17 protein-coding genes are annotated in these 20,215 nt (G+C 62.9%); 12 read left to right on the top strand and 5 right to left on the bottom strand.

What is annotated here, in order from left to right:
* Positions 1 to 50: 50 nt before the first annotated feature.
* The 8 genes from M1E05_RS12305 (at position 51) to M1E05_RS12270 (ending at position 11,320) form a co-directional block, all read left to right on the top strand.
* Positions 51 to 1,055, top strand: coding sequence for a carbohydrate kinase family protein (locus tag M1E05_RS12305; RefSeq protein WP_458114235.1), 1,005 nt, complete (start codon positions 51 to 53; stop codon positions 1,053 to 1,055).
* 6 nt (positions 1,056 to 1,061) lie between these two features.
* A complete protein-coding gene (locus M1E05_RS12300; protein ID WP_461163102.1) occupies positions 1,062 to 2,540 on the top strand; it encodes a mannitol dehydrogenase family protein in 1,479 nt (492 codons plus the stop codon).
* A gap of 191 nt (positions 2,541 to 2,731) precedes the next feature.
* The gene (locus M1E05_RS12295; RefSeq protein ID WP_458114233.1) at positions 2,732 to 3,868 is read left to right on the top strand and encodes an alpha/beta hydrolase; all 1,137 of its coding nucleotides are present in this window, start codon (positions 2,732 to 2,734) and stop codon (positions 3,866 to 3,868) included.
* A 184-nt stretch (positions 3,869 to 4,052) separates the two neighbouring features.
* On the top strand, positions 4,053 to 4,637 hold the full coding sequence (locus M1E05_RS12290) for a TetR/AcrR family transcriptional regulator (RefSeq protein ID WP_458114231.1): 585 nt from the start codon (positions 4,053 to 4,055) through the stop codon (positions 4,635 to 4,637).
* 393 nt (positions 4,638 to 5,030) lie between these two features.
* A complete protein-coding gene (gene betA / locus M1E05_RS12285; RefSeq protein ID WP_461163101.1) occupies positions 5,031 to 6,764 on the top strand; it encodes a choline dehydrogenase in 1,734 nt (577 codons plus the stop codon).
* Positions 6,765 to 6,789: 25 nt separating this feature from the next.
* On the top strand, positions 6,790 to 8,343 hold the full coding sequence (locus M1E05_RS12280; protein ID WP_461163100.1) for an aldehyde dehydrogenase family protein: 1,554 nt from the start codon (positions 6,790 to 6,792) through the stop codon (positions 8,341 to 8,343).
* Positions 8,344 to 8,464: 121 nt separating this feature from the next.
* Entirely contained in the window at positions 8,465 to 10,159 is a 1,695-nt protein-coding gene (locus M1E05_RS12275; protein WP_461163099.1) for an APC family permease, read from the top strand.
* 120 nt (positions 10,160 to 10,279) lie between these two features.
* On the top strand, positions 10,280 to 11,320 hold the full coding sequence (locus M1E05_RS12270) for an AAA family ATPase (protein ID WP_461163098.1): 1,041 nt from the start codon (positions 10,280 to 10,282) through the stop codon (positions 11,318 to 11,320).
* A 25-nt stretch (positions 11,321 to 11,345) separates the two neighbouring features.
* Here M1E05_RS12270 and M1E05_RS12265 read toward each other — a convergent pair whose 3' ends face one another.
* Together M1E05_RS12265 and M1E05_RS12260 are read right to left on the bottom strand one after the other, a co-directional pair.
* Complete coding sequence (locus M1E05_RS12265; protein ID WP_461163097.1) at positions 11,346 to 12,755, bottom strand: ferredoxin reductase; 1,410 nt, start codon at positions 12,753 to 12,755, stop codon at positions 11,346 to 11,348.
* Positions 12,752 to 14,053: an aromatic ring-hydroxylating oxygenase subunit alpha gene (locus tag M1E05_RS12260; RefSeq protein ID WP_461163096.1), complete on the bottom strand. Its 1,302-nt coding sequence runs from the start codon at positions 14,051 to 14,053 to the stop codon at positions 12,752 to 12,754. Before M1E05_RS12260 ends, M1E05_RS12265 begins: the two co-directional genes overlap by 4 nt.
* A 161-nt stretch (positions 14,054 to 14,214) precedes the next feature.
* Here M1E05_RS12260 and M1E05_RS12255 point away from each other — a divergent pair, with 161 nt between their 5' ends.
* The gene (locus tag M1E05_RS12255; protein ID WP_458114224.1) at positions 14,215 to 15,141 is read left to right on the top strand and encodes a LysR family transcriptional regulator; all 927 of its coding nucleotides are present in this window, start codon (positions 14,215 to 14,217) and stop codon (positions 15,139 to 15,141) included.
* 120 nt (positions 15,142 to 15,261) lie between these two features.
* On the opposite strand, the gene M1E05_RS12250 is transcribed toward M1E05_RS12255, so the two are convergent.
* From M1E05_RS12250 to M1E05_RS12240, 3 genes are all read right to left on the bottom strand, one after another.
* Positions 15,262 to 16,245: a substrate-binding domain-containing protein gene (locus M1E05_RS12250; protein ID WP_458114483.1), complete on the bottom strand. Its 984-nt coding sequence runs from the start codon at positions 16,243 to 16,245 to the stop codon at positions 15,262 to 15,264.
* A 94-nt stretch (positions 16,246 to 16,339) separates the two neighbouring features.
* The gene (locus tag M1E05_RS12245; RefSeq protein WP_461163095.1) at positions 16,340 to 17,338 is read right to left on the bottom strand and encodes a sugar phosphate isomerase/epimerase family protein; all 999 of its coding nucleotides are present in this window, start codon (positions 17,336 to 17,338) and stop codon (positions 16,340 to 16,342) included.
* A complete protein-coding gene (locus M1E05_RS12240; RefSeq protein WP_458114222.1) occupies positions 17,335 to 18,516 on the bottom strand; it encodes a Gfo/Idh/MocA family protein in 1,182 nt (393 codons plus the stop codon). Before M1E05_RS12240 ends, M1E05_RS12245 begins: the two co-directional genes overlap by 4 nt.
* Before the next feature lie 201 nt (positions 18,517 to 18,717).
* Between M1E05_RS12240 and M1E05_RS12235 the strand changes: the two genes are divergently transcribed.
* The 3 genes from M1E05_RS12235 to M1E05_RS12225 all read left to right on the top strand — a co-directional run bounded on the left by M1E05_RS12235 (position 18,718) and on the right by M1E05_RS12225 (position 20,212).
* A complete protein-coding gene (locus tag M1E05_RS12235; protein ID WP_458114221.1) occupies positions 18,718 to 19,698 on the top strand; it encodes a LacI family DNA-binding transcriptional regulator in 981 nt (326 codons plus the stop codon).
* Between the two features lie 124 nt (positions 19,699 to 19,822).
* Positions 19,823 to 19,966: a hypothetical protein gene (locus M1E05_RS12230; RefSeq protein WP_458114220.1), complete on the top strand. Its 144-nt coding sequence runs from the start codon at positions 19,823 to 19,825 to the stop codon at positions 19,964 to 19,966.
* A gap of 84 nt (positions 19,967 to 20,050) precedes the next feature.
* Complete coding sequence (locus M1E05_RS12225) at positions 20,051 to 20,212, top strand: hypothetical protein (protein WP_461163094.1); 162 nt, start codon at positions 20,051 to 20,053, stop codon at positions 20,210 to 20,212.
* Positions 20,213 to 20,215: the final 3 nt, after the last annotated feature.

Below are 20,215 nucleotides of genomic sequence, written 5' to 3'. Positions count from 1 at the left end.
ATCCCAGCATCAACAGCCCAATCCAAGCACCGACCTGCGAGGAAGCAGCCATGTCATCACAAGGGAACGACCACCAAGCAAAGCTCTCCGACAGTAAAGCCCTGGTCACTGTCATCGGTGAATCACTTGTCGACATCATCGAAGACCCCCGCCGAGGGAAGGCGGCATGCGAGACCCATCCGGGCGGCAGCCCTCTGAATGTTGCCGTCGGCTGCGCCCGGCTGGGCCTTCAGACCCAGATCGTCACGCACTTCGCCGATGACGCTTTTGGCCAGTTGATCGCCGAGCACCTGGAGAACAACGGTGTCGAAACCATCGTCGGCGGTTCTCAACCCACCTCAACAGCTGTGGCGACTTTGGATGACACAGGAGCCGCCAGGTATACCTTCGCCATCAGCTGGGACATAAACGGCGCCTCCGTCCCCATCCTGGCAGCAGCGAAAAGTTCCATGCACGTCCATACCGGGTCCATTGCCACCATTCTGCCCCCGGGCAGCACCTCGGTTATGGGACTGATCGAAGAGGCCCGCCACCACGCCACGATCAGCTTCGACCCCAACTGCAGGCCTGCAATCAGCCCAGACAGGGCCATTGCCCGGAAGCAGGCGGAGGGCTTTGTCGCCTCCAGCGACATCGTCAAAGCCAGCGATGAGGATCTGCGCTGGCTCTACCCGGACAGGACCCTGGAGGAATCGATGAACGCATGGCTGGCTCTGGGCCCGGCCCTGGTGGCATTGACCCGCGGTGCCGACGGCCCGGTCCTCCTCAGCCAGTCCGGCAGGGTTGATATCACAGGTGACAAGGTGGCGGTGGCAGATACCGTCGGAGCAGGAGACTCCTTTATGGCCACGCTGATTTCCGGGCTCGTACAACTTAACGCACTCGGCGCGGCAGCCCGCGAGCGCCTCCACGGGATTACCCAGGACCAGCTTCATGCCTTGGCACGGTATGCAAACGAAGCTGCTGGCATCACCTGCTCCCGCCCGGGCGCAGACCCGCCGGGACTGGCTGATCTGGGCCCGCTGGCAATCCCATCGTCCTTCCTCGAAGCGTAGGCACCCATGCCACTCCTGAGTAACTACACCCTGCCCGGCGTTCCGGGCCCGATCAGCCAACCGAGATACAACAGGTCAAAACTGACAGAGGGAATTGTCCACTTCGGAGTCGGCGGCTTCCACCGCGCGCATCAGGCCATGTACCTGGACCGGCTCATGAATGCCGGAAAAGCCCTTGACTGGGCCATCTGTGGAGTCGGGGTCCTGCCCGGCGACGTCCACATGAAGAAGGTCATGGACAGCCAGGACTGCCTTTACACCCTCACCGTGAAGCGTGCCGACGGGACCAGACAGGCCAGAATTATTGGCTCAATCATCAACTACCTCTTCGCCCCGGACAACCCCGAAGCGGTAATTGAGAAGATGGCCTCTCCCAACATTCGTATCGTCTCCCTTACCGTCACCGAAGGTGGATACAACTTCCACCACGTCACCGGAGAATTCGACGCGGACAACCCCGACGTCGTCCACGACCTTCAACCAGGAGCCGTGCCTCGGACGACCTTCGGTCTCATCACTGCAGCCCTCGCCCGCCGAAGGCAGCGCGGACTGGCCCCCTTCACCGTGATGTCCTGCGACAACATCCAGGGCAACGGCAACGTTGCCCTGGAAATGTTTACCGCCTTTGCAGCCCTCAAAGACCCGGAACTTGGCGCGTGGGTACGGCGGAATGTCCCTTTCCCCAACAGCATGGTCGACCGCATCACCCCCGCCACCACCGGCGAGGACCGCCTGGCCGCATCACGGGAATATGGTGTCGATGACGCCTGGCCGGTTATCTGCGAACCGTTCGAACAATGGGTCCTCGAAGACCACTTCAGCCTCGGCCGGCCCGCGTTGGAGGACGCCGGCGTCCAACTTGTCACCGACGTAGAACCGTACGAGCTGATGAAACTCCGCCTGCTCAACGCCAGCCACCAAGGCATGTGCTATTTCGGCCACCTCGCCGGCCACACCTATGCCCACGAAGCCGCCCAGGACCCATTGTTTGCCCGGTTCCTGCTCGACTACATGGACAAGGAAGCAACCCCCACATTGGAGCCCGTACCGGGAATAGACCTCGACAGCTACAAGCGAACTCTCATTGAGCGTTTCTCCAACGAGCACATCAGGGACACCCTCGCCCGACTGTGCGCCGAAAGTTCCGACCGCATCCCCAAATGGTTGCTGCCTGTCATCCACACGAACCTGGAACGGGGCGGGGAAATACACCGCTCGGCCGCCATAGTGGCCAGTTGGGCGCGTTACGCCGAAGGTATTGATGAGCAAGGAAACACCATCGACATCGTCGACCGGCTAAAAGAACCGCTGATGGCAGCTGGTGCACGCCAACGCGAGGAGCCCTTGGCGTTCATCTCCAACCGCCAAGTCTTCGGCGACCTGATCGACAACGAGCAGTTCGTCCGGGCCTACACCGAAGCTCTGAACAATCTCCACAATGGCGGGGCCAGGGCGACTCTGGAATCTCTTACTTCTCAGCCCTAAGCCGGAGGAAACCAGGCGTTCGTGCCGGCAATTTGATCCCGAGCGGGCATGACAGCAGTCCAGCAGAGTTCCCGGGGGCCCTGACAGTACCCCTCACAAGAGGGACTCCCACAGGTGGTGGGGGTGTGGTGTGCTCGAAGGGACGACGAAGTCCATCAAGTTACGTAACCGACGAACACGAGGATGAATACATGAGCACGGACTCCACCGCACACAACACCACGACTCACGGGATCCAGGTTGCGGGCTTCTCCCGCCGGAACCTGATTAAGCTAACAGGTGCCGGCGCGGCGGCCGTCGGCCTCTCCGGCGCAGCAGGGCTGGCAGGAGCGGATCAGGCTTTCGCCGCTCCCGCTTCCCGCAAGGATCTGGAACCCGGCGATACCTCCAATGGGGCAGACAACTTCTACACCAGCGACCGCGTCACGGTGCGGAAAATCTCGTTCAAGAACCAATTCCAGATGAAGGTAGTGGGCAACCTGTTTGTCCCGACCAATCTGGACCGCAGGACACCCGGCCCGGCGCTGGTGGTGGGGCATCCCATGGGCGCTGTAAAGGAACAGAGCGCCAACCTCTATGCGACCAAGATGGCCGAGCAGGGATACGTCACTCTTTCCTTCGACCTCTCGTTCTGGGGAGAGAGTGCAGGGAAACCCGGCAACGCGGTCTTACCCGACGTCTATGCCGAAGACTTCAGCGCCGCCGTCGATTACCTGAGGGCACAGCCGTTTGTGGATAAGGAACGTGTCGGGGCCATCGGGATCTGCGGCAGCGGCAGCTTTGTGCTCAGCGCCGCGAAGCTCGATCCCAGGATCAAGGCCATCGCCACGGTGAGCATGTACGACATGGGCGCCGCCAACCGCGACGGACTGCGCAAATCCGTCACCCTGGAACAGCGCAAGGACATCATCGCGCAGGCAGCTGCGCAGCGGGACCTCGAGTTCGCCGGCGGCGCGATCCAGTACACCGGGGGAACACCCGACGTCCTCACCCCGGAATCTACAGCAGTGGACCGGGAGTTCTACGACTTCTACCGCACCGCCCGCGGATACCACCCCAACACCACCACGCATCCCACCCTGGCCACCAACCCCAAGTTCATGAACTTCCACCCGTTCGCGGATATGGACCTCCTCTCGCCGCGGCCGCTGCTTTTCATCGCCGGTGACCAGGCTCATTCGAGGGAGTTCAGTGAAGAGGCCTACCGGCTCGCCACAGGCCCGAAGGAACTCTTCTGGGTCCCCGGAGCGGGCCACGTAGATCTTTACGACCGCGTCGGCCTTATCCCCTTCAACAAGCTCACGGACTTCTTCCAGACCAAGCTCTAATCAGCACCGTCACTTCGCCGATGGACGTCGGGACGGCGACCCCCACACGTCCTCCACGTCCGTCGGCGAAGCTCGGGCTCGGATTCGGTATGTTTTCGGGAGGCTCACCGTTTAGAGGGGATGACATCCCCCATTGCCCTGGAGGCAAGATGCGCCACCACGGCTTTGGCCATAGTCTGGCCAAGTGGATACCAACACCGTGAAGTCCGGCGAACAGGTCGACAGGCAGTCGCGCATCCTTGAAGCGGCACTGGGTCTGCTGTCACGCCACGGCATCGCAGGAGTCAATATGCGGGCAGTGGCCCGTGAAGCCGGCGTCGCACTCGGGCTCGTGAACTACTACTACGAAGACAAGTTGAGCCTTATCCGTGCAGCCCTGCACCGGATTGACCAGCATGACCTGATGCTCGTCGCGCCTGACCCGGAGTTACCCCCCGAAGAACAGCTCCGGAAGGCCCTCCGTCGCGTCGCTGGCCCGGACCTCCTGACCACCCAGTACCTGTCCCTGCGTCTCCATCTGTGGGCGCTTGCTCAAGCCCATGAAGACTTTGCATCCATCAATGCGGCAGCGTTCGAGCGCTATCTCGACGGGCTCGCCACGCTCATCCGAAATGCCAGGCCCGAGCTTTCCACTGAGGCGTGCAGGGAACGGGCAGCTGACATCGTCGTCGTGCAAAACGGGATGTGGTTAACAGTGCTCCTTGGTGTTGACAAGGAATCCATCCGGCGGAGCATCGCCCGCACCGAAGAGATCGCACTCGCCGCTTAGCGCTCCAACACTCATTCGCGGACGTCGAAACCGTCCGCCGCGGCAAGGCCCTGCCCTGGTCTTTTCATGACCAACGCTCGTCATATTCAATGGCGGGGCGCAGTATTCCCAACCATTTTGCGGTCCGTTGTTTCGTCGTCGTTAAATCTTGAACATTTGTTCAGTCGAACTATTGAACACTTGTTCAAGGTGCACTACTGTGCATGGATATGACCTACACCACACCGCCGCATTCAGGTCGTTATCGGCCTATTGCCCGTAGCGGTGCGTATCCAATAACTCAGGGATCTACAAGGCTTTTCCGGGGCATGGCGATCTATCGCCAGCCCCCGCACGAAGGACCACCAGCTCCAGCGGCAAGTTCTGCATACAGCTAGAAGGAGAGTTTCCAGCATGACAAAAACCCACTACGACTACGTCATCGTCGGCGGCGGAAGCGCGGGTTCCGTTCTCGCCAACCGGCTGAGCGAAGGAGGCCAGAGCAGCGTCCTCGTCCTCGAAGCCGGACGCAGCGACTACCCCTGGGACCTTTTCATCCAGATGCCCGCCGCGCTGACGTTTCCCAGCGGCAATCCGCTCTATGACTGGCGGTACGAATCGGACCCGGAGCCCTTCATGGGCGGCCGCCGCGTGGCCCATGCCCGCGGCAAGGTCCTGGGCGGCTCAAGCTCCATCAACGGCATGATCTTCCAGCGCGGCAATCCCCTGGACTACGAGCGCTGGGGCGCCGACTCTGGAATGGAAACGTGGGACTTCGCCCACTGCCTGCCCTACTTCAATAAGATGGAAAACGCCTTGGCAGCGGACCCGGACGACGAACTGCGCGGACACGACGGCCCGCTGGTCTTGGAGCGCGGACCGGCCACCAACCCGCTCTTCCAGGCGTTCTTCAAGGCCGCCCAGGAAGCCGGCTACCCCCTGACGGACGACGTCAATGGCTACCGCCAGGAGGGCTTTGCGGCCTTTGACCGCAACGTCCACAAGGGCCAGCGCCTCTCAGCTTCAAGGGCCCACATCCGCCCTAACACCAGCCGTCCCAACCTGACGGTCCTGACCCGGGCGATGGTCACCAAGGTCAACTTCAAGGGCACCATGGCCACCGGCGTCACCTACCGCCGCAACGGACAGACCCATCTGGTCAATGCCGGCGAGGTCATCCTGTCAGGCGGCGCCATCAACACCCCGCAGCTGCTGCAGCTCTCCGGCGTGGGCGAAGCCGCACACCTGGACTCCCTGGGTATCAAGCCTGTCGTCAACCTACCCGGCGTGGGGGAGAACCTGCAGGACCACCTTGAGGTCTACATCCAGCACGCCTGCACCCAGCCGGTGTCGATGCAGCCGAACCTGGACCTCTGGCGTTACCCCCTCATCGGCTTGCAGTGGCTGCTGGGACGCAAGGGCCCAGCGGCTACGAACCACTTCGAAGGCGGCGGGTTCGTCCGCTCCAACGAGGACGTTGCGTACCCCAACCTGATGTTCCACTTCCTGCCCGTGGCTGTGCGCTACGACGGCCAGAAGGCGGACGCAAAGCACGGCTACCAGGTGCACATCGGCCCCATGTACTCCGATGCCCGCGGCACCCTGAAGATCAAGTCCACCGACCCCACCGTCCATCCGTCCATGCTCTTCAACTACCTCTCCACTGAGCAGGACCGGCGCGAATGGGTGGAGGCCATCCACGTGGCCCGCGATATCCTGGGCCAGTCCGCCATGATGCCCTTCAGTGGCGGGGAGCTCTCACCCGGGCAAAGCGTCCGGACTGACGCCGAAATCCTGGACTGGGTGGCCCGGGACGCCGAAACGGCCCTGCATCCTTCCTGCACCGCCAAGATGGGCCCGGATTCCGATCCGATGGCGGTGGTGAACCCGCTTGACATGTCAGTCCATGGAACCCAGGGCCTCCGCGTTGTGGATGCCTCGGCCATGCCGTACGTGACCAACGGCAACATCTACGCCCCCGTTATGATGCTCGCCGAGAAGGCCGCCGATCTGATCTCGGGGAAGGCGCCGCTGGCCGCCCAGCATGCCGAGTTCTACCGCCACGGGATCTCTCCCCTTGAAAAGGACGGCACAGAGCGTAACAGTGCCGGTACTGCACCTGCCCCCGCGGCTAGGGCCCAGGCATGATCAATGGACCGGAGAAGGAGAAACAATGACCGCCACAGTTGAACAAACCCACGACACGGGGAAGACGCAGGATGCCGTCAAGGGCCTGTACATTGACGGCGCCTGGCACCAGGCATCCGACGGCGGGACAACAGTTGTGCGCTGCCCTGCGGACGGCCGCGAGGTTGCAGTTGTCGCCTCGTCCACCGTCGAGGACGCGGAGCGGGCAATCGCCAGTGCCCGGGCAACGTTCGACGGCGGTGCGTGGCGCCGGCTGACGGACATCGAACGCGGCGAAGTCCTGCTTCGCATCGCCGGGCTGCTTGAGCGGGACAAGGCGGCGTATGCCCGCGCCGAGGCGCTGGACACAGGCAAGCGCCTTGTCGAGGCCGAATACGATATTGACGACATTGCCGCATGCTTCCGCTACTACGGCAAGATAGCAGGCCTCGATGCGGGCAGGGTCATCGATACGGGCCGGCCGAATGCCATCAGCCGCGTGGTCTACGAACCGCTTGGCGTCTGTTCCCTCATCGCACCATGGAACTACCCGCTCCTCCAGGCGGCCTGGAAAGTGGCACCGGCACTCGTCGCCGGAAACTCCTTTGTGCTCAAGCCCAGCGAGCTCACGCCGTCGACTTCCATCCTGCTTATGGAAACGCTGGCAGAGGCCGGGGTTCCCGCCGGCGTCGCAAACCTGGTCACGGGAAGCGGATCGAGGGTAGGTCCTCCCTTGAGTTCCGACCCGCGTGTGGATCTCGTCTCCCTGACCGGAAGCCTGGCCACGGGCCAGACGATCATGGCGGCCGCCGCGGAGACTGTGAAGCGCGTCGCCTTCGAGCTCGGCGGAAAGAACCCCAACGTCGTCTTCGCGGACGCCGACTGGGACGCCGCCGTCGACAATGCCCTGACAGCTGTTTTCCTGCACTCCGGCCAGGTCTGCTCGGCCGGGGCGAGGCTCGTCGTCGAGGAGACAATTGCGGAGCGCTTCGTTGCCGAGGTGGTGGAACGGGCGAAAAGGATCCGGATGGGCGGGCCGTTTGATCCCGACGCAGAAACGGGCCCGCTGATTTCCGCCAAGCACCGCGAACAGGTTCACGCCTACGTCCAGGCCGGAATCGCGGAGGGCGCCGAGCTCCTGTGCGGCGGCTACCTCCCCGACGACGGGACGCTCGCGGACGGATTCTTCTACCCGCCCACCGTGCTCGGTAACTGCCGCTCGGGTATGAGCGTGCTGCGGGAGGAGTCATTCGGCCCGGTGCTAACGGTGGAGACGTTCCGTACCGAAGCCGAGGCCGTTGCCATAGCCAACGACACGGAGTATGGCCTGGCGGGGGCGGTCTGGACATCTGACGCGTCGAAAGCGCAGCGCGTTGCGGGGGCCCTCCGGCACGGAACAGTGTGGATCAATGACTACCACCCGTACGTCCCGCAGGCGGAGTGGGGCGGTTTCGGCAAGTCCGGCATTGGCCGTGAACTTGGCAGCGCGGGCCTCAACGAATACCGCGAGGCAAAACATATCTGGCAGAACATCCAGCCGGCACCCAGCGGCTGGTTCGGCTCGTCTCCGGACGGAACGGGGGCGGTTCCGGCCGAATAGGCAACGGCTATTGGGGGAACGGCCGGGCGCTGCCCAGCGCGGTGCCCGGCCCTGATATAAACCCGCGTCCAATGGCGGCCGCGGGTCATCACCATCGTGCTTTTCTCACTTAGGAGCTCAGATGTTAGAACCCACAAAGCGTGCAGACGCAAGCGGCATGGACGAATTCGGCTATGCCCAGACCCTGGACCGCAGCATCGGCAAGTTCGCCAGCTTCGCGGCAGGCGTCAGTTACATCTCCATCCTCACCGGCGTATTCCAACTCTTCTACTTTGGTTTTTCCATGGCCGGCCCTGCCTACGCGTGGTCTTGGCCCCTCGTTTTCGCCGGCCAGCTGATGGTGGCGCTCTGCTTCGCTGAGCTGGCCGGCCGCTACCCTGTGGCGGGTTCGGTGTACAACTGGGCGAAGCGGCTCTCGTCAGGGACGTTCGCCTGGCTGGCCGGATGGCTGCTGCTCATCTCCTCGATCGTGGCGCTCGGAGCCGTGGCTCTTGCACTGCAGCTCACCCTGCCCCAGATCTGGTCCGGTTTCCAGATCATCGGCGACGGCACCGGCACCTACGATTTCGCCCTCAACGGCGTGCTGCTCGCCAGCATCATGATCTCCATTTCCACCATCATTAACGCCTTCGGCGTGAAGCTGATGACCAAAATTAACAGCATCGGCGTTTTCGTGGAGCTCGCTGCGGCCGTGCTCCTCATCCTGGCCCTTGCCTGGCATGTGGTGCGGGGGCCGGAAGTCCTTTTCAGCACCGCAGGCTACGGCATGGACCACGACCTTGGCTTCTTCGGGGTGTTCCTCATCGGCGCCATGGCCTCGGGTTACGTGATGTATGGCTTTGACACCGCCAGTTCCCTCGGCGAGGAGACGAAGGACCCGAAAAAGACAGCCCCCAAGGCCATCCTTCGTGCAATCACGGCGTCCTTCATCCTCGGCGGCCTGATTCTCCTTGGCGGACTCCTGGCCGCACCCGACCTCAACGACCCCAAGCTGGGCGCTGCCGACGGCGGCTTGCAGTACATCGTGCTCTCCGTGTTGGGAGGCCCCTTCGGCAAGGCGTTCCTGGTGTGCATCGTCGTGGCCGTGACCGTCTGTACCCTGGCCGTTCACGCCGCTGCCATCCGCATGATGTTTGCCATGGCCCGGGACAACAACCTGCCCTTTAGCCGCCAGCTCAGCAAGGTCCATCCGGAGCGGAAGACGCCAACGGTGGCGGCCATCGTTATCGGAATCATTGCCATCATTCCATTGATCGTCAACGTCTCCCAGCCGGCCATCTTCACCATTCTTTCGAGCATCAGTATCGTCCTGATCTACCTGTCCTACCTGCTGGTCACCGTTCCGCTGCTCCGCAAGCGGTTCCAGAAGAAGTGGCCGCTCGCGGACGACGACACCGAGCCCGGCTTCAGCCTGGGCAAGTGGGGGCTGCCCGTGAACATTATGGCGGTGCTGTGGGGCGGCGCCATGACCGTGAACCTGATCTGGCCCCGCCCGGAAATCTACAACTCGGTGCCCCCGTTTGAGTGGTACCTGCAGTGGGGCGGTGTCCTGTTTGTCGGCGCCGTCACCGGCGGCGGGGCGCTCCTCTACCGGTTGAAGATCAGGCACCAGACCGGTGTGCTGGCCGCGCATGCGGCGCCTGCCTCCGTGGACCCTTCGGAGGGCTCAGCCTCAACGGGATCCCCTGCTGCCACCGGACTCGTTTCGCCCCCCGCTCACGCCATGGCGGCGCACTCCTCTCCGGACATGGGCGGTGAGGCTCCCGATGAACTGGCGGTCCAGGGTGCCACGTCAGGGAAAGGTCCGGGGTCATAGCGGGGTTACCTTTCGGAACTAGGCACGACGGCGGGGCGTAGTCACCCTGCTCAGGCATCCCTTCGCCGGCGTACGGCGGAGGGATGCCTTTCCGGTGGGATCGAGTACTAAAGTGGATGCATGGCTCCCAGCCGCCATCCGCTCGACGACCTGCGCGAAACCATCGGCCATCTGGCCGATCAGCTCAAGCTGCCCGGTTCAGAGCGCGTCGACGACCTGGTGGGCGATCTCCTTGGTGCGAGGCCCGGGCCGGCGCGACCGCTGTCCGAGGTGCAGGCCGAGCTCGACGCGCTGGTCGGACTGGAGACCGTAAAGGAGCAGGTGCGGGCCCTCGTCGCACTGCTCCAGGTCCAGGCCCGCCGTAAGACGCACGGCCTGCCGGAGGTGGCCACATCACAGCATCTGGTGTTCCTCGGAAACCCGGGCACGGGGAAGACCACCGTGGCGCGGCTCCTGGCCGAGATGTACCGCGCGGTCGGACTGTTGCAGAAAGGCCACCTGGTGGAGGTTGACCGTTCGGGCCTGGTGGGGCAATACGTCGGCGCGACCGCCATCAAGACGGACCGGGTGATCCGGCGTGCGCTGGACGGCGTCCTGTTCATCGACGAGGCCTACGCGCTGGCCCCCGAGGACGGCCGGATGGACTTTGGCCCCGAGGCGATCGAGGTCCTGCTCAAGCGGATGGAGGACCACCGCCACCGCCTGGTAGTGATCGTGGCCGGGTACCCGCGGCTGATGGAGTCCTTCTTGCTCTCGAACCCCGGACTGCGCTCCCGGTTCGCCCGTGAGATCACGTTCCCCGACTACTCCGTCGACGCACTCCAGACGATCTTTCATCAGATGCTGGCCCAGCACGAGTACACACTGGAGCCGGGTGCCGACCAGATGCTGCGCCGCATTTTCAAAGGGCTTCACGCGGGCGAGGAGTCCGGCAACGCACGGTTCGCCCGCACGCTGTTCGAGCAGGCGCTCAACCGCCAGGCGCTGCGGCTGTCGCTCGACGAGGAACAAAGTCTCGACGCGCTCGATCGTGAGGCCGTCATGACGCTCACAGCGGACGACATCGTCGAGGCCGCGCTGGCCTTGGGCGAGGAGCCGGAACCGGCGTCGGAACCGACGCCGGAACCGGAGCAGTCACGCTGGTGGCGCTGGCAGGTCTGACCGGCCCTAGCGCAGCTGGAAACGGCTAGGCATCGATCACCAAATCAGTCAGCGCGGTGGAGCAGCAGGGCAGGAACTTGCCTGCATCGATCTCCCGTGCCCGGATCCCGCCCTGGTGGTTCATCTCGACCTCCCCGGAAAGCTTGACGACCTTGCAAGAGCCGCACATGCCTTCCTTGCAGTTCGCTCCGATCCTCACGCCCGCACGCTGGGCCACCCCGAGGATGTGTTCGGCAGGGTCGACACGCACATTGATGCCGGTCCGCAGGAATGACAGGGTGAGGCTTCCCGTTCCGACCGTGTCGAAGCTCGAAGCGTCAGGAGTAACAGCCTCCTGCTCAACGTCCGAACCAGCGTCGGAAGCTTCTGATACGGCCGGATCGGCTGTTTCCAGCGGCAGACCCGTGGCCTTCAGGGTTCCCTCGGCGTCGTACCCTGGCTCGTAGAGTCCAAACGCCGTGGGCTGGCTTTCGTAGTACTCCTCGGCGGAATCGGCGATTTCCTCCGCGATTTCCTCTGCAATGTCGGCCGCCAGCGCGAGCTCCGCCTGGTATTCAAGGATCGTCTGGCGATCTCCCGTAAAGAACTCCATGTGGATGGACGTGTCGTCGACGCCCACCTTCCCGAGGAGCTCAGTGGCAGTGTTCAGGTAGCCCTCGGGGCCGCAGGCATAGACCTGGCGGCCGTTGGCATCGGGGGCCACGTGGTCGAGCATGGCGGCCGTCAGCCTTCCGCTGAGCCCTTCCCAGTCCTCGGGTTTGCCGCGGTCGCCCAGGGAGTAGAAGACCTTGATGCGCGAGTCCACGGAGGCGATGTAGGCGAGCTCCTTGTTGAAGGCAAAGTCTTCGGCCGCAGCTCCGTGGTAAAGCACCACCACATCGGCCTGTCCGGGAAGGGAGTGGATGGTCCGCACCATGGACATGATGGGGGTGATGCCTGCTCCGGCGGCCAGCAGGAGGTACCGTGCCCGCCGGTCTGCATCGGGCAGGTGGAATGCCCCCACCGGTCCGAGCATCTCAAGGACGGTGCCGGGTTTGATGTTCTCGTGCACCCATGGTGAGACCAGACCCGTGGCATCGCGTTTGACCGTGATGTCGAAGGTCCACGGCTTGGTGGGTGCGCTGGACAGCGAGTAGCTGCGGTCCGCCGGATCCTGGTCCTCGCCATTCACGGGGAAGGCAACATTGACGTACTGGCCAGCACGGAACGCCAGGGGCGCACCGTCGGAGCGGCGGAACACGAAGGTCATCATGCCGCCCACTTCGGGAACAACCTCGACGCATTCGGCCATGAACTCCTGCGGATGCCAGGGACCCAGGGCACGGGCCGCACTGGCTGGTCCCTCGGTGCTGCCCATGACCCTGTTCCACGGCATCTCAAGACCGCGGATGCGATGTGGTTCGTGGACTACCGTCTCAGTGAGGAGTTCCGTCATGCCAGGTGCTCCTGGACACGCTGCACGTACCAGTTGATGAACGCCTCAACCTGGTATTCGCTCTTCATGTACGGGCCGGGCTCGTAGGCGGGGCTGCCGGCGCCCTTCTGGCACAGCTCCACGAACGCCTTGTCCTGCAGATTTGTCTGCTTCCAGGTGTAGGTGAGTTTCTCCAGATCGTAGTCGACGCCTTCCTCGGCGTCGTCTGCCACCAGCCAGGTGGTGCGTACCAGCGTCTGGTGTTCGTTAACGGGGAAGACGGCGAAGGTGATGACGTGGTCCCCTTGGAAATGGAACCAGCTGTTGGGCTGCAGGTGCATCGAGCAGCGGCCAAGGCGGAAATCCGGCAAGTCGCCGAGCAGCTTTTTGGAGAGCCGGCGCCCATCGGGCGAGAACGATTCGCCTTCTCCGTCGAGTGATTCCCGTGAGATGCGGATACCCGCGATGCGTGTGTCGAGCTCCTCGACGACCTCGTAGGGAAGGCCATAGCGGCGGCAACGTTCCTCGAGCGAGGACTGTGCTTGCTTGTTGCGGTCCCATACTTCTTCAAGGTGGGCCGGGATCAGGCCCTCCGTCAGGCCCCAGGTGGGAAAGAGGGAGCAGGCGAGCTCCGGGTGGCCGTCGCAGTGGTAGCACTCACGGTTGTTCTCCATGACGAGCTTCCAGTTGCCCTCCTCGACGATGTTCTGCTGATAGGCGATTTTCGTCTTCGACAGATCGTGGGGTGCGAGGTAAGGCTCGAAAATCTTAGAGGTTTCGTCAAAATCCGCCGGCGGTTCGTCCGCAATACAGACGAAGATGAGTCCGGCCACCACGCGGCTGTGGGCGCGCTTGAGGCCGAAGCAGCCCTTGTCGAACTTGGTCTCCCCAGGCGCCGAGGCATGGATCAGATTGCCTTCGGGGGAGTAGGTCCAGGAGTGGTAGCCGCAGACCAGGTTTCCCGTTGACCCCGCGGGCTCAGTCAGGACGCGGGCGCCGCGGTGGCGGCACACGTTGTGCAGGACGTTCACGCCGCCGTCGTCCTTGCGCAGCACGATCAGGGAGTAGGGCCCGTAGTCGACGGTGATGTAGTCGCCCGGCTCCGGGAGTTCGGCGATGCTGCCGGCAAAGATCCAGTGCTGGCCAAAAATGGCCTGCATGTCGATGTTGAAAATCGTCGGGTCGGTGTAGAAGGGGGCATCGAGGGAATATCCCACGCGCCGGAAATCGAACAACTCGTTGATTTCCGCCAGCTGCTCGGCAGGCAATGATGAGGCGAGTTTTCCGCGTGAATTGAGGGGCAAGACTGGAGCAGACATGTGTTTCCTCCCGGGAGGCGTGGATAAGCGGGCGATGCGTTGCGACCACGGCTTGCGTCGGTGCAAGCGGCGTTGTCGAAAACCTTGTATTCACGAGATTAGGGCCGATCGATCTGCAGCAAAAGCGCAACATTTGGCTGATAACCGTGCACAATAGTTGCATGATCGATCCAAGGCTCATCACACTCCGGGTGTTTGCCCGATCCGGCACCATAGGCGCAACCGCGGAGCTCACAGGTTATTCTCCTTCCGCCGTCTCAGCGCAATTGCGGGAGCTACAGCGCGTGCTTGGATTGCAGCTGCTGACGAAGGACGGCAGGGGTGTGCGGCTGACCACCACGGGCCGCTTTCTCGTGGAGGGCTCGGACACCCTCATTGCCGAATGGGAGAGCCTGCGCGCTGCTGCGATGGAGGCCGGCGACCAGGTGCAGTCCCGTTTCGGTCTTGGTGGATTCTCCACGGCGGCCGCCCAGTTGCTCGCGCCACTGGCGGCCACCCTGCGCTCAACGCGCCCCCTGCTGGAGGTGCAGGTACTCGAGGCAAATCCGGCCCGCTGCTTCGACTTGTTGGTTGCCGAGCGAATCGACCTCGCGGTCATCGTCGCCATGCAGTCCGACACCTATGTTGAGGACGATCCGCGCTTCGAGCAGACCGTTCTGCTCGACGATCCGCTTGACGTGATCATCCCCTCCGACCATCCGTTGGCATCGCGGGAATCGGTGACGCTCGAAGAGTTGGCGTCGGAACCCTGGATCACCGAGGCCGCCGGTTCCACCTACCATTCCCTGTTCACCGCGGCGTTCACGGCCGTCGGGGTGACGCCGCGGATTGCCCATGAGGCCGTTGAATGGGAAACCCAGATCGCCTTCGTTGGTGCAGGGCTGGGGGTGGGCCTGCTGCCGCGATTGGCACCCCTGCGTGGTGCCGAAAACGTGGTTCGACTGCGCATTACTGGCAAGGGGAAGCCTGCGCGCCGAATTGTCGCTGCGGTGCGCAGGGGCAGCATCGCATCCCCCCTGATCCAGGAGTCGCTCGGCATCCTGCAGCTCAGGGCTGATCGGATCCTCGCCGCCAGACCCGAAGATTGAACTTTGAAATCGCATGGTCAAGATTCGTCGCCGACGGGCCAGCGAATCACTGCTGCCGGACGACTGTCACACAAAGGAGCAGTTCCGGGCGATGATCATCGCCCGGAACCGCTGGGGGATTTAGCGGATGCCTTCTTTGCCGAAGGCGATGACGTCCTTGGCGTTGGTCTTGTCAATGATGCTCGGTCCTGTCAGGACCGCAGCGCCGCCGCCGATCTTAAAGCCGCCGCGTTTGTTCTGCCAGAGGGCATCCACAGCACCGTAGCCCTGAAGCCATGGCTGCTGGTCTACTCCGAAGAGAAGCTTGTCATCAAGAATGGCCTGGGCGAGGTCGGCGCTGATATCCACTGAGGCAACTTTGACTTTGTTGCCGGTGGATTCAACCACACGCATGGAGGTCACGGTGAAGGGTGCGCCAAGGGCGACGACGACGTCGGCGCTCGAGGTTGCCTGGATTTTCGCCGTGAGGGTGGATTCCACCTGGGTCATGTCCGTTCCCTGCACATAGAGGTTCTCGGTGGCGGGGAGCTTCTCCTTGATACCGGCACATCGGTCTTCCAAGCCCACGTTGCCTTGCTCGTGGACCATGCAGACCGGGTGCTGGATCCCCTCGGCGGCGAGACGTTCCCCAACAGCGCGTCCTGCCTGCTTCTCGTCGGAACCGAAGTGTGTAAAAGCGCCGACCTCGGCGAAAACATCCGCCCCGGAGTTGATGCTGACCACGGGGATGCCTGCTTCCTGGGCTTTCTTGAGGACGTCGCGCAAAGCATCGGGCTTCGCGAGCGTTACGGCTATGCCGGCAACTTTCTGGTCGATGGCCTGCTGGACGAGTTGGGCCTGCTTGCCACCTTCCGGATCGGCGGTGTAAAGCAGCTCCACATTGTCCTTTGCAGCGGCTTCCTCTGCACCTTTCCGGACGACGTCCCAGAACGTGTCACCTGGACCGGCATGGGTAATGAAAGCAACTTTGATACGTTCCGTGGAGGCCACTTGCCCGCCTCCTGAAGCGCCGCTCTCGACCGGACGGCCACCGGTTCCCGAACAGGCACCCAGTAACAGTGTGGCGGCGGCCAGCACTGATATGGCTCCCAGTTTCTGTTTCATGATTTTCACAACGAACTCCTTTGTTGGTGTGCACTTTTTGTTTGGTTAGGCGAGCCCGCCAAGGAAGGGAGCCCCGGCCCAGGCGGCACCCAGGTCACATGGACAGGACGGTGGCGCGGGCCCGGTTCAGCGTTGCGGCCGCGAATTCCAAGCCTTCAACGCGGCCCAGCTCGGCATCCTCATGTTCGATGTTGACTGCCATGTCGGGGTCAATTTCCTGGAGGACGGCCAGGAAGTTGGACCAGAATTCCACGGGGTGTCCTTTTCCGACGGAGACGAAGTCCCAGCTGGAATTCCGGGGCCACTCATTGACGAAGTACCGGCCGCCGATGTTCGTGCGTTCTTCTTGGGCCCCAAGCCTGCGAAACCGGTCATCCAGTACCCCGTTGATGGCGCAGGCAGGATTGATGCGGGTGTCCTTTGCGGCAGCGTGGAAGACCACATCCCCCAAGGCGCGGGTTGCTGCGATGGGGTCGATGCCTTGCCAGAACAGGTGGCTGGGGTCCATCTCCGCTCCGACATGTGTTGCGTCCGTGCGTTCGATAAGGCGCAGCAGGGTCGCGGGATTGAACACAATGTTGTGCGGGTGCATTTCGATGGCGACCTTAACGTCCGCCTGAGCTGCCCTGGCGTCAATGTCCCGCCAATAGGGGACCGCGAGGTCCCATTGGTAGTCAAGGATGTCCAGATAGGCGCTGTCCCACGGATTGACTGCCCAGTTGGGGGCCGTCGCGCCAGGATGGCCGCCGGGTAACCCGGACATTGCGACGACGCGCTTCACTCCGAGGAGGCCGGCCAAGTCGATTGAACGCTTGAGGTCCTCGGAGTGCTTGTGCTGCACAGCGGGGTCCGGGTGCAGGGGGTTCCCGTTGACGTTAAAGCCGGTCAGCTCAACTCCGGCGGCAACAAACAGGTCCAGGTAACGGGCGCGGGCTGCTGCTGACGCCAGGAGCTCATCGACCGGCAGGTGCGGGGTTCCAATGAATCCACCCGAGTTGATTTCGGCTCCCTCCAGACCCACTGCGGAGATGGTTTCCAAGGCCGACGACAGATCCCGGTCGTGAAGGATCGCGGTGTAGACGCCCAGCTTCATGAGAGCACCACTGTCTTTCCTCCGGCGTTGGCCGACTCAACCACACCGGCGAGGACCTGCATATTGTGGAGCCCCTCATTGAAGCTGGCGCACCGCGGCAGCGATTCGTCTTCGCTGAAGCCGGCGACTTCGTCAAGAAACGCCCGGGCCTGGAACGCGAAGGAATCGTTGACGCCGAAGCCCACGCCCGGTGTGTCCATCGCCAGTCCGCCCGAGATGTACGGATGTTCAGGTCCGAGAAGAACGTGGCGGAATCCGTTATCAGGCCCTGCCGTTGTGGAGTCAGCCAGCAGAAATTCACCGGTCCTGCGCTGGTCGAAGCTGGCCGAGCCGTTTTCGCAGAAGACCTCGAAGGTCAGGGTGTTCGGGTGGCCGTAAGCCACCCGTGAAACGTCGATGGTCGCCGGGGCTGACTCGAGCTGTAGGGAGAAGTTCGCATGGTCCTCGTTGCCGACGTCGCCCCTTTCAGCACTGACATCCTTGTTGCCATGGCCGCTGGCATTTCCCCGCGGAAACGGTCTGGTGGCAATTACGGTGGACAGACGCCCGCCCTGGACACTGAGGGCCGGGCCGCCAAGGAATTCGGCGACATCGGTGATGTGGCTTCCGATGTCCGCCAGTGCACCGCTGCCCGGTGCCCCTGTGAAGCGCCAGCTCAGGGCGACCGCGGGATCTGCTGCATAGTCTGTCCAGTACCTGCCGCTGAAATGCAGGACCCTGCCGAGGCTGCCTGAATCAATGAGCCCCTTGATGGCGTTGATTGCCGGGGTTCGCCGGTAGGTGAATCCCAACCGGGCCACCCTTCCTGACTGCTGAGCCGCTGTGGCCATTGCCCGTGCGTCGGCTTCCGTATCCGCGAGCGGCTTCTCGCAGAGCACGTGCTTGCCTGCGGCCAGCAGTCCCTCCACGATCGGTCTGTGGAGGTGATTGGCGACGACGACACTCACCGCATGAATGGAAGGGTCCTCTGCGATGGCTTCCCAGGAGGTTTCGGCGCGGGAGTATCCGAACCTTCGGGCGGCAAGCTGAGCAGCTTCAGGGTTGACGTCGGCGATGGCGATCCGGCGGATCGGTGGGAGCGAAGGGGCATAAAGCGCTGGGGCAGTTGCGTAGGCCTGGGCATGCGCCCGGCCAGCCATACCGGCACCAATAACGGCCACGCCAATCTCTTGAATCATGGTGGAACTCCTGTCACAGTATGATGTGGCTCCTACTTGGAGCGCTCCAAGTGAAAGGTAATCTGGGGAATGAATGTTTGTCAATACAAAGTGGCGGGTAGTCTGGCTATCAAATGATCCAGACGAATTCACAGGGGGAGGGGAGCCGCCATCGAAACCAGGAACAACAGGCAGCGGCCAGCGAAGGTCACCATCAACGATGTGGCGGAACGGGCAAAGGTCTCCAGGTCCCTGGTGTCACTGGTGCTTCAGGACTCCCCCCAAGTCCGCGCCGAAAAGCGGGACGCTGTGTTAGCAGCCATCAAGGAACTTGGATATCTGCCTAGCGCTGCTGCCCGTTCCCTTGCCGGTGGGCGGACGGGCATCATCGGGCTGTTGGTCGACGATCTCTCCAACCCCTGGTATGTGGACCTGGCGAGGGGACTGAGGGAAGGGCTGAAGGAAGAGCATCTCCGGATGATCGTCGGGGATCCGCACTTCTTCACATTCCCGGGAGAGAGCCGGATCAGTCCCTTCCTGCAATTGCGTGTGGACGCGTTGGTCATAGCCGGAGACGTCGACGAGGCAGATCTGCTTGAAAAGGCAGCCAAGAGTATTCCAACAGTGGTGCTTGGCTCGCCATCGCGATCCATGTCTCACGCGGATTTGGTGGTCAATGACGACCACCTGGGAGCCAGGCTCGCCGTCGAACACCTTATTGACCTTGGCCACCGCAGAATCGCGCATATCTACGGAACCAGAAGCGAAGCCGCGCAACGCCGCAACGAGGGTTACCGGCAGGCTATGGCCGGCCACGGGCTGGCGGACCACATCATGATCGCCGCGGCCGAAGAAATGACCGAGCACAGCGGAGCCGCGGCCTGCCTGGAACTGATGAAACGGCCTGACCGGCCCACTGCCATCTTTGCTGCAAACGACATGATGGCCGTTGGCGCCCTTACTGCAGCCGATAGCCTCGGCCTTCCTGTTCCGCAAAGGGTCTCGATCGTGGGGTACGACAACACCTCGATCGCCAGCATCGGTCGCATCGCACTTACCACCATTGACAACGTCAGCTACGAAATCGGGCGCCGCGGAGCTGAGCGGCTCAAGCTCAGGATGCAAGGCGGAACAGCCGCTCCGGTCACGGAAATCCTGCCACCCCGGCTTGTACTGCGCCACAGCACAAGCCGGCCCCTGTAATTGCTGGAGACCGCGAGATATCGAAGCGCCAGGCCGTCAAGTGCGGCCAACAGCGTCCGTGCCAGTAGCTGCACGTTGGCACTCACCCCCGCTTCCGTACCGTAACTTCTGAGACGATCTACAGGTGACCAGAGAAGACACTCGCTCTGTTATCGCCGCCGGGCGTCGTCATTCTGTTGGGGTGACGGCGGATGGACTGGTGCTGACTGCGGGCATTTCTGAAGCGGGGAGTGCCGGGTCGACGGGTGGAGCGGCATCGTCGCAGTAGCAGTCGGAAACGTCCATACGCATCGAACACTGGCCGATCACACACCGTGGGACTGCGCGCAGACGATACCGTCCTCGCAGCCCGTTGGAACAGCGACGGGAGTGCGACGTCTCGTCGTGGAGTGACGTCGTCGCCGTCGCTGCCGGCTCCACCCACACGCTCGGACTTCGCGCGGATGGGTCCGTCTTGGCAGCCGGCAACAACGACGACGGTCAGTGTGGCACCGCGAACTGGCACATCACGTGAGGG

The organism is Arthrobacter sp. R4-81 (genome assembly GCF_054792365.1).
The sequence above is the reverse complement of the archived record's forward strand: the minus strand, read 5'-3'. Positions and strand labels throughout refer to the sequence as shown.

Bases quoted from the DNA above. Each gene is read 5' to 3' on its own strand.
- M1E05_RS12305 (WP_458114235.1), top strand. From the start codon at position 51: ATGTCATCACAAGGGAACGACCACCAAGCAAAGCTCTCCGACAGTAAA.
- M1E05_RS12300 (WP_461163102.1), top strand. From the start codon at position 1,062: ATGCCACTCCTGAGTAACTACACCCTGCCCGGCGTTCCGGGCCCGATC.
- M1E05_RS12295 (WP_458114233.1), top strand. From the start codon at position 2,732: ATGAGCACGGACTCCACCGCACACAACACCACGACTCACGGGATCCAG.
- betA (WP_461163101.1), top strand. From the start codon at position 5,031: ATGACAAAAACCCACTACGACTACGTCATCGTCGGCGGCGGAAGCGCG.
- M1E05_RS12280 (WP_461163100.1), top strand. From the start codon at position 6,790: ATGACCGCCACAGTTGAACAAACCCACGACACGGGGAAGACGCAGGAT.
- M1E05_RS12275 (WP_461163099.1), top strand. From the start codon at position 8,465: ATGTTAGAACCCACAAAGCGTGCAGACGCAAGCGGCATGGACGAATTC.
- M1E05_RS12270 (WP_461163098.1), top strand. From the start codon at position 10,280: ATGGCTCCCAGCCGCCATCCGCTCGACGACCTGCGCGAAACCATCGGC.
- M1E05_RS12265 (WP_461163097.1), bottom strand. From the start codon at position 12,755: ATGACGGAACTCCTCACTGAGACGGTAGTCCACGAACCACATCGCATC.
- M1E05_RS12260 (WP_461163096.1), bottom strand. From the start codon at position 14,053: ATGTCTGCTCCAGTCTTGCCCCTCAATTCACGCGGAAAACTCGCCTCA.
- M1E05_RS12255 (WP_458114224.1), top strand. From the start codon at position 14,215: ATGATCGATCCAAGGCTCATCACACTCCGGGTGTTTGCCCGATCCGGC.
- M1E05_RS12250 (WP_458114483.1), bottom strand. From the start codon at position 16,245: ATGAAACAGAAACTGGGAGCCATATCAGTGCTGGCCGCCGCCACACTG.
- M1E05_RS12245 (WP_461163095.1), bottom strand. From the start codon at position 17,338: ATGAAGCTGGGCGTCTACACCGCGATCCTTCACGACCGGGATCTGTCG.
- M1E05_RS12240 (WP_458114222.1), bottom strand. From the start codon at position 18,516: ATGATTCAAGAGATTGGCGTGGCCGTTATTGGTGCCGGTATGGCTGGC.